6 protein-coding genes are annotated in these 8,795 nt (G+C 60.3%); all 6 read left to right on the top strand.

All coding sequences use genetic code 11. The annotated features are described in order from the left end of the window. The first annotated feature begins 78 nt into the window (after positions 1-78). The 6 genes from M8523_RS35110 (at position 79) to M8523_RS35085 (ending at position 8,717) form a co-directional block, all read left to right on the top strand. A complete protein-coding gene (locus M8523_RS35110) occupies positions 79-2,694 on the top strand; it encodes a chemotaxis protein CheA (RefSeq protein ID WP_282589446.1) in 2,616 nt (871 codons plus the stop codon). After that, the gene (locus M8523_RS35105; protein ID WP_282589445.1) at positions 2,694-2,930 is read left to right on the top strand and encodes a hypothetical protein; all 237 of its coding nucleotides are present in this window, start codon (positions 2,694-2,696) and stop codon (positions 2,928-2,930) included. The genes M8523_RS35110 and M8523_RS35105 overlap by 1 nt, the downstream gene beginning before the upstream one ends. Positions 2,931-2,939: 9 nt before the next feature. Beyond that, a complete protein-coding gene (locus M8523_RS35100; RefSeq protein ID WP_282589444.1) occupies positions 2,940-3,698 on the top strand; it encodes a ParA family protein in 759 nt (252 codons plus the stop codon). Further along, positions 3,670-4,095: a response regulator gene (locus M8523_RS35095; protein ID WP_282589443.1), complete on the top strand. Its 426-nt coding sequence runs from the start codon at positions 3,670-3,672 to the stop codon at positions 4,093-4,095. The genes M8523_RS35100 and M8523_RS35095 overlap by 29 nt, the downstream gene beginning before the upstream one ends. Further along, entirely contained in the window at positions 4,092-5,495 is a 1,404-nt protein-coding gene (locus M8523_RS35090; RefSeq protein WP_282589442.1) for a methyl-accepting chemotaxis protein, read from the top strand. The genes M8523_RS35095 and M8523_RS35090 overlap by 4 nt, the downstream gene beginning before the upstream one ends. Before the next feature lie 696 nt (positions 5,496-6,191). Continuing rightward, positions 6,192-8,717, top strand: a complete 2,526-nt coding sequence (locus M8523_RS35085) for a PAS domain S-box protein (protein WP_282589441.1) — start codon at positions 6,192-6,194, stop codon at positions 8,715-8,717. Positions 8,718-8,795 lie beyond the last annotated feature (78 nt).

The following is an 8,795-nucleotide window of genomic DNA, read 5'->3' as shown; positions in this document are numbered from 1 at the left end:
AAACGCTCAAGATCGAATCGGCTCATTCGCTAAGGGAATCAGCGATTTCCTTGCGTGGCAAGGGCCTGGGTAATTACCATGAACCCGCTTCTTGCCCAATTCATTCCAGAGGCCCGCGACCTCTTGGAACAGGCGGGCAACGGCATGCTCGCGCTGGAGCGCGACGCCACGTCCCAGAGCGTCATCAACGACGTGTTCCGTGCCGTCCACACGCTGAAAGGATCCTCGGGCCTGTTCGACGTCGGTCCTCTGACACGTCTCGTCCATGCCGCCGAGGACTTGCTCGGTGAGGTTCGCACCGGCGAGATCACGCTCACTTCCGACATCGTCGACCGCCTGCTCGACAGTCTCGATCTCGTCGGCCGCTGGATCGATTCCCTCGAAACGCGGGAAGCGCTCCCGAGCGATGCCGAAGCCACCATGACCGAGCGGGTCAAGGTGCTGCGCAGTTGGCTCGCCGATCTGCCAGCAGCCAGTCTCGATGGGGCGCCGGTGCCCGCGGTGGCGGCCGTCACGGAGGTGCCGGACTGGCTCGACCAGTTTCCCGAAGCGGACCGAATGACGGCCTTCCGGGGCCTGTCGCGCCCACGGCTTCTCGCATGGTCTTTCGAACCGGATGAGGATTGCTTTTTTCGCGGCGACGATCCGGTCGCCATGCTGCGTCACGCGCAAGGGATTCTGGCGCTCCGGGTCGGCCCGCGCGCGCCGTTTCCGGCCTTTGACAGCATGGACCCGCTTGCCTGCCTGCTCCGGTTCGAGGTGTTGAGCGACACCACACGGGCCGAACTCGACGAGCACATGCGCTACGTCATCGAGCGCGTCGACATTCGAGAGATCGCAGGTGCCGATCTGGCGCGACCGACTGGCAAAGCGGCCGGTGGGCCGGTGTTTGGCGACTTCGGCAAGGTTGCGCGCCAGCACCTGACGGCCGGCGACCGCACGGCCCTGGACCGCGCGGTCGCGACCCTCCTGACCATGGTCGCACCCGCCAGCTTCCAGGCCTCGGCGCTGCGCTGGGCGCAAGTCCATCTGTCCTGCCACGGACTGGAGCGGCAAGAGGATCTCAATCGCCTGATCGCGGCGATCGAGACGGGTGTTCTTCCATTGCGCGGCGAACAGCCGACGGCGACGTCAGCGGCCGCCGCGTCCACTCCATTGCCAATCGCGGCAGATATCGCGCTCCGCGACACCGCCCGGATGATCGCGGCTGAACAGATCAAGGTTCTCAAGACGCCGATCGATCCGGCCCTTGTCCAGGGCCGCCTCGAAGCGGTCGGAACGGTGCTGAAGAATCTGGCGGATGCGCTGTGTGACACTGCCGTCTCGGCCGAACTCCCCGCCGCCGTCGCTGTCTTTCGTCAAACCGGTGAACTCGCGCCTTTGCAGGCGCTGGTCGAGACGCTGGGAGTGCAACGAACCGAACCCGCACCAGCCGGCCGGAGTGTGCCATCCGCGGTCGAGCCGATGCCCGCGAGTGCAAAGCCGCTGACGGCCGTCGAGGAGCATGGTGACGTCAAGACCTTACCCCGGGTGCTTCGCGTCGATCAGTCGAAGATCGACGCGATCATGAATCTCGTTGCCGAATTAATCGTCGCGAAGAACGGGCTCTCTTATCTCGCGACGCGGGCCGAGCAGGTGCATGGCTCCCGTGCCGTCGCGCGCGAGATCAAGGATCAATTCGCCGTCATCGATCGGATCACCCAGGGGCTTCAGGTCGGGGTCATGGCGGTACGGATGATGCCGGTGAGCCAGGTGTTCCAGCGTTTTCCCCGCCTCGTGCGCGATATCTCCCGCAAGCTCGGCAAGAAGATCGAACTTGTGATCGAAGGCGAGGACACCGAAGCCGACAAGAACGTGCTCGAAAGCCTCGCCGACCCACTGATCCACATGGTCCGCAACAGCCTCGACCACGGGATCGAGACGCCGAACGAACGCGAGGCGGCTGGGAAACCCGAACAGGGCGTTTTGAAAATCGTGGCGCGGCAGGAAAACGATTTCGTCGTGATCGAGGTCAGCGACGACGGCAAGGGCATCGATCCCCAGCGCGTCAAGGAGAGGGCGCTGAAACTCGGATTGATCTCGGCCGACCGTGCCGAACAGATGAACGATGTCGAAGCCACCAATCTGGTCTTCGACGCCGGTTTCTCGACCAAGGAGGAGGTCTCGGACCTGTCCGGCCGAGGCGTTGGCATGGATGTCGTGCGCTCGGCCGTGATCAAGGCGGGAGGCGAGGTCTCGCTCCACTCGACGCTCGGGGTGGGCACCTCCGTCACCGTTCGCCTCCCCCTGACGATGGCGGTCACCCGCATCGTCACCATCGAATGCCGCGGCCGTATCTTCGGCATCCCGATGGACCACGTCGTCGAAACCGTGCGGATCAAGCGTGAGAACATCCATCGCATCAAGGCCATGGAGACCTTTGTGCTGCGCGACACGATCATCCCGATCGCGCGGCTTGCCCGTGCTCTGCGCTTGCCCGACCTCGCAGAGTCGCAACGCGACGAAGAGGCCGTGATGGTCGTCAAGGTCGGCCGCGAGCGGGTCGGCATGGTGGTCGACGGCTTCCGCGAGCGGCTTGAAGTCATCGTCAAACCGCTCGAAGGCGTGCTCGAAGGGTTACCGGGATTTTCGGGCACGGCTCTCCTCGGGAATGGTCAGGTCCTTCTCGTCCTCGATCTCCAGGAGATGCTCTGATGCCGATCCGTACGGACGACACGCTGATCGGGCTCCACGGTCATTGCACGATCGAGGAGGCGGAAGCGCTCTTCGAAATCCTGCGCACGATCGACGAGCCAGTCTTCGATCTTGCGGCGACCGTCACGCTTCACACGGCCATCGTCCAACTGATCATGGCCTCGCGCGGCGTGGTTCGAAACATCCCCGACGACCCCGTTCTCGCGGCCTGCTTCCGCGATTGTCGCGCGGCCTAGAAAAACGTCATGACAGCGCAGGTCATCGCTATCGCCAATTGCAAAGGGGGCACCGGCAAGACGACGACGACGGTCAATCTTGCGGCCGAGCTGACGCATCGGGGACGCCGTGTCCTGTTGGTCGATCTCGACGCGCAGGGGCACGCGGGACTCGGCTTCGGCATCTTTGCGGACCAAGATGAGGCGACCGCGCATCAGGTCTTTCGCCGACCGGATGTGAACATCGCGGAAGCGATTCGCCCCAGCGCCTGGGCCGGGCTCGACGTCCTTCCCGCCGACCCCGCCTTCAAGATTCATGGGACCGCCAGCGATCCCCATCGGCTGGCCAAAGCGCTTGCGGGACTCGGGGACCGCTACGACACGATCCTCATCGATACGCCGCCTTCGGCCGATGTGCCTCTCGTTGCGGCGCTGACCGCCGCCCATTGCGTCCTCGTCCCCAGTCAGCTGACCCACTTGGCTCATCACGGCCTGACACAGTTTTCGCGGCTCTTCTTTACTGTGGCAACGGGGCTCAACCCTCTTTTAAACGCGTTCGCAATCGTTCCCATCCAGGTCGACATGCGGATGCACCTGCAGCAAACAATATTAGCGAAGTTACTGCAAGACTTCGGTTCGGAAAGGATCTTTCGTGGTATTCGGACGGATGTCGCGCTCGCGGAGGCGTTCGGCGTCAGGCGTCCGATCCGAAACTATCGTCCGACGACGCGGGGAGCCCGAGACTATAACCTCCTCGCAGATGACGTCTTTTGTTTTTGGGCCCACTAGCCGCCGAATTGGGCGGGAGATCGTAATGAAACCTGTTCTACTTGTCGATGATTCGCCGACGATGCTTTCTAGTATGTCGAGCATTCTGAAGAAAGCGGGCTTCGCGTGCGAGACCGCAGGAACGGGTGAGGCGGCGGTAAGCAAGGTCAGCGGCGGGTTGGCGCCATGCCTCGTCATTACCGACTATCACATGCCAGGCATGCATGGTGTCGATCTCATCGGCAAGCTTCGCAAGATGGCGCCCACCCGGTTCGTGCCCATGCTGGTGCTTACGACGGAGTCGCAGCCAGAAAAGCGAGGGGCCGCGAAGGCCGCAGGGGCCACAGGGTGGCTCGTTAAACCCGTCGATCCGACGGCTCTGCTTCAGGTCGTGAAGCAGTTGGTGCCGGGGGCATGATCGTCGTCGCCGCGACAAAAAGCGTGATCCCTGTCCCCGACGACGGCGTCCCAGCCGAAAGGCTTGGCGCTGGCCCGATGCTGCCGGCAACCGACAAACGGACGGCGGTCAAGGTTTTGGTCGTGGCCGGGCTTGCCGCAGGCGCGGTCATGGTGGAGTTGTGTCTGCGTCGGGTCCTCCCGGATGGCTTGAGCGCGCTTGCGTCCTTGATGGCCTTCGGATCCGGGATGACGGCGACTTGGATCTTGGCGAAGCCGCAGCAGGCCGGCTACACAAGCGTCGAGCGAGTGTCACGCCTCGATCGCGCAGCAGTCGAACTGGCAGAGTTCGGAGCTGTGTATAACTCCTCAGTCCCGTCCACGGAAATGGATCATCGGGACGGCCGTGACAATGTCGTGGCATTTCCGGCCGGGCGTTCGACCCCGGAGGTCGAGCGTGCCGTTCAGGAACTCGACCAGTACAGCGCGTTCACCGACATCCTCGATAGGCAGATGAAATCGGTCACGGATTTGAGCGAGGAGGCTGCGGGAGCGATTCTTGCCAATCTGACGGGCGTCGACGGTAAGGTGAGTGCACTGCTCTCCTTCATTAAGAAATCCGGGTCGAGCGATCAGGTGACGGACGTTATCTCAGAGATCGAGACCCATACGAAGGGCTGCCACGATCTTCTCGACCGTTTTGCGGCCCGGCAGAAGGACGACGCACAGGAGAGCAGGCGCCAGCGTTCACAACTCGGTACCGACACGCGCAGTGTGCTCGAGGCTCTTGACGGGGTGAACCGCATCGCTCGTCAGACCACCATGCTGTCGCTCAACGTGTCCATCGAGGCGGCGCGGGCGGGTGAAGCCGGGCGGGGCTTTTCGGTGATCGCGGTCGAAATCCGCAAGATGGCGTCCGAGGTCCAGTCGATTTCAAACGATGTCCACAGCCGCGTCGAAGCCTTGATGCAGACCGTCACCGTCGATCTCGATCTTCAGACCCAGCATCGCGAAGAGGCGGAGCACGAGGCCATCGCCCAGATCGCCAGCACCCTAAGCGCTCTGACAGACAATCTTATGACCCTGGTCGCACATCAGCGTGACATTCTCCAGAAGGTCGAGAGCGAGAACGAGGCCATCGCCAAGCCGTTGATGGACATGATGGGCAGCATCCAGTTTCAGGACATCATCCGCCAGCAGCTGGAGCAGTTGAGCCGCATGGCGACGCAGGTCGGGGAGCACCTCGCTGCCATTTCCGCGATGCTCGGCCCGAACAACACAGACATGGGCGGCGAAATGCTATCGGAAAAGCTCGACCAATTGTTCAACACCTATGTCATGGCCGGGCAGCGGGAAACCCACATGGCCGCCCGCGGCCAAGCAGTGAGCCAGGACACTGCGGCGCGTATCGAATTATTTTAGGCTGCTCAACTCAGTGTCTGCGGGATCGCACATCGCGCGGTCGGATTGGATGGGTTTGGACAGCCGGGGATCACGGGCGAATGTGACGGTAGGCTGTACGGCCCCGTCGCATATGTTGCCAGCCGCGGCATGCAGCCAAGGACGAGGCACTTAAGGTCGTGATCCACGAGCCGATCGCGACGTCGGATGGATGGCTTTTTGCTGCACGCTGACGAGCTTGGCTTCGGATCGCAGGCTGCAAGTTCCGGCTTGGATTTTCGAACGGGCCGCTTGTCCAGAGCAGCCGCGTGTGGCTGGGGAGCCGCTTGTTGGAATGGTAAATCGCCTCCGCTACGCTCTGAGCTTTGGAAAGCAAAACGGCAACCTCACGCAGCTTGGCGACGATCTCCTCGGGCGGAGCCAGCTTGGGATTCCTGCAGGCTTGCCTGCTGAAGAGGCTGGCGAAGGAGGGTTGTGTCTTTTTCTCGGCATATCACCCGTCCTCATTGAGGCTTAAAAGACAGATATGAGGGCGTACCACTTCTATGAGGGAGGATCATCTCCCGCATTTTGGGCACAAGGACGTAAGGAACGCAGAGCACCGGCATTATTATTCATATCAATTATAGTAATGCTGATTCTTAATGCTTCACGCAGATTTGAAGGGCTAAGTTCTTCTGTCCCCGACGTTGGGTACGATCTGCGGCAGGTTGTGACATGTTCGGGTTGAAGAACATAATTACGAAAAGCAATTGCTCTGGGCCGGCGATTTTCGACGCGATACCCGGGCTTATAGCCTATTGGAATAGTAGTCTCCGCTGTGAATTTGCAAATAAGCAATATCTCGATTGGTTTGGAAAATACCCACATGAAATAATTGGCATGTCATTGTATGACGTCATCGGTGAGGACTTATTTCATCTAAACAAGCCTTATATTCAAGGTGCATTGCGGGGCGAGACGCAGCACTTCGAACGCACAATTACGAAAATAGATGGTCAAGTGCGTCAGACCATGGCTAGTTATATTCCTGACATTGTCGACGGAAATGTCGCTGGATTTGTCGTACAGGTGACTGATGTCACCGTCCTGAAAGAGACGGAGGCCGCCCTTCGGACGGAAATTACTAAGCGAGAGCGTAAGAACGAACTTCTTCGCAAAAGCAGGGTCGCGCTCCATAAGGCACAAAGTCTTGGTCAAATTGGAAGTTGGGAATGGGACGCGGTTGAAGACATAGTCGTTTGGTCAGATGAACTGTATAGGATCTTGGGCTGCGATCCGGCTGGCGTGCCGCCAAGCTTCGCGGACCATCCAAAACTCTATGTTCCTGAGAGTTGGTCCCTTTTGCAGCAGGCCGTAGAACGCGCTTTAAACACCGGCGAACCCTACGTGCTCGAGCTTCAGTTCATACAACTCGATGGCGAGCGCGGGTGGCTCGAGGGGCGCGGCGAGGCGATCACCGACGAAAACGGGAAAATTATCGCATTGCATGGTACGGCGCTCGACATCACGCGCCGAAAAACCGTTGAACTAGAATTATGGAAGACAAGACAGTTCCTTGAACGCTCGGGCGCGGTCGCCGGCGTGGGAGGATGGGAACTGGACCTCCTTACCAAAGAGATCACATGGTCCGACCAGACATGTCGCCTCCATGACGTGGAGCCGGGACATCGTCCGACATTGGGAGAGGCCATCGGCTACTACACGGCGCCATCGAGGCCGATCATCGAGAAGGCGGTCCAGGACTGCACTGAAAGCGGCTTATCATGGGATCTCGAACTGGAGGTGCGCTCAGCGACCGGGCGGACTTTCTGGGCCAACACGACCGGGGTCGCGGTGTTCGAGGGGGGCAAAGCCGTTCGTTTAATCGGTGCATTTCAGGACGTCTCAATCGTAAGAGAGGCAAAGCGTCAGCTGACAGAAAAATCCATCAATCTCGAAGCGACGCTCGACAATATCCAACAAGGCCTGATCAAAATCGGCCCTGATCGCACCATCCAGCTGGTGAACCATCGGGCGGCCGAACTCCTCGATATTCCCCTTGAATTCCTCGATGGACCTCGACTGCAATTCGACGATGTCCTTGCCTATATCGATCATCATGGGGAATTTGTGCAGGGCGTTCCGGGCTTAGGAGAGGGAGAGCAAGACAAGGGCCAACTCTTGACGGTCGGCACTCTTGAGATCGTCAGATCCAACGGCAAGGTCATCGAGGTGGTGACCTCTCCCGTTGCCGATGGGTCTGTGGTAGTGACCTATACTGACATCACGGCGCGCCGCAGGGCGGAGACCGCAGTCCAATCAAGCGAAGTGCGATACCGTATGCTCGCGGAATCGACGAGCGACATCATCACCCAACTCGATCTGCACCTTGTCAGGCGCTACGTGTCGCCCGCGAGCCGGGCCATGCTTGGCTACGACCCTGAAGACATGATTGGGTCGCATGTCGACGACTTCGTTCACCCAGACGATGCCGGTGCAGTGCACACCATGATGGAGATGCTCGGTGCCGGAGCTGTTCCGGGAGACACAGCCACAATGACAATGCGCATGCGGCACAAAGCGGATCACTGGATTTGGTTGGAGGCTAGCGTGAGCCTCGACCGCGACCCCGACACTGGTACCCCGAGATCGCTGATCTCGGCCCTGCGCGACGTCACCGAGCGGCAACGTACGGCGCGTCACCTCGACAAGGCCAAGACCATCGCGGAACATGCGGCGAGGCTCAAGGCCGAATTCGTCGCCAACATGAGTCATGAGCTCCGCACGCCCCTGACCGGCATCCTCGGCATTCATGACATCTTGCGGAACGACCCTAGCCTTGGGCAGCGGCAGAAGCACTATATCGAGCTGGCACGCGACTCCGGCCGTTCGCTGCTGACAATTGTGAATGACGTCCTCGATTTCTCGAAAATCGAAGCCGGTCAGTTGTCGATTGAAAAGATACCATTCGACGTCGACAAGGAGATTGAAGCCTGCTGCCAACTTGGGCGTGAGGAGGCGAACAAGAAGTCTCTCCAGATTGGTCTGGAATTGGAGACGTCAGCGGTGTCGCTGATTGGCGACCCGGGCCGCCTGCGACAGGTTGTTCTCAATCTCCTCACCAATGGCCTCAAATTCACGGAAAAAGGGCGCGTCGACGTGAGGGCACGCTATTGCTCGGAGCACGCGTGCCTCCGGGTTGAGGTTTCGGACACAGGCATCGTAATTACCCAGGCCATTTGGAGGCTGGTCAGGCGCTGAGGGTCTGGAGAATGACCTGAAAGGCGTTGGTGCCGGGCCGGAGACGCGCCGTGTCGACCACGGTGCGGATATCCGCTT

It is taken from the genome of Lichenifustis flavocetrariae (assembly GCF_026130545.1).
In the GTDB taxonomy this organism is placed as follows: Bacteria; Pseudomonadota; Alphaproteobacteria; order Rhizobiales; family Beijerinckiaceae; genus Lichenihabitans; species Lichenihabitans flavocetrariae.
The sequence above is the reverse complement of the archived record's forward strand: the minus strand, read 5'-3'. Positions and strand labels throughout refer to the sequence as shown.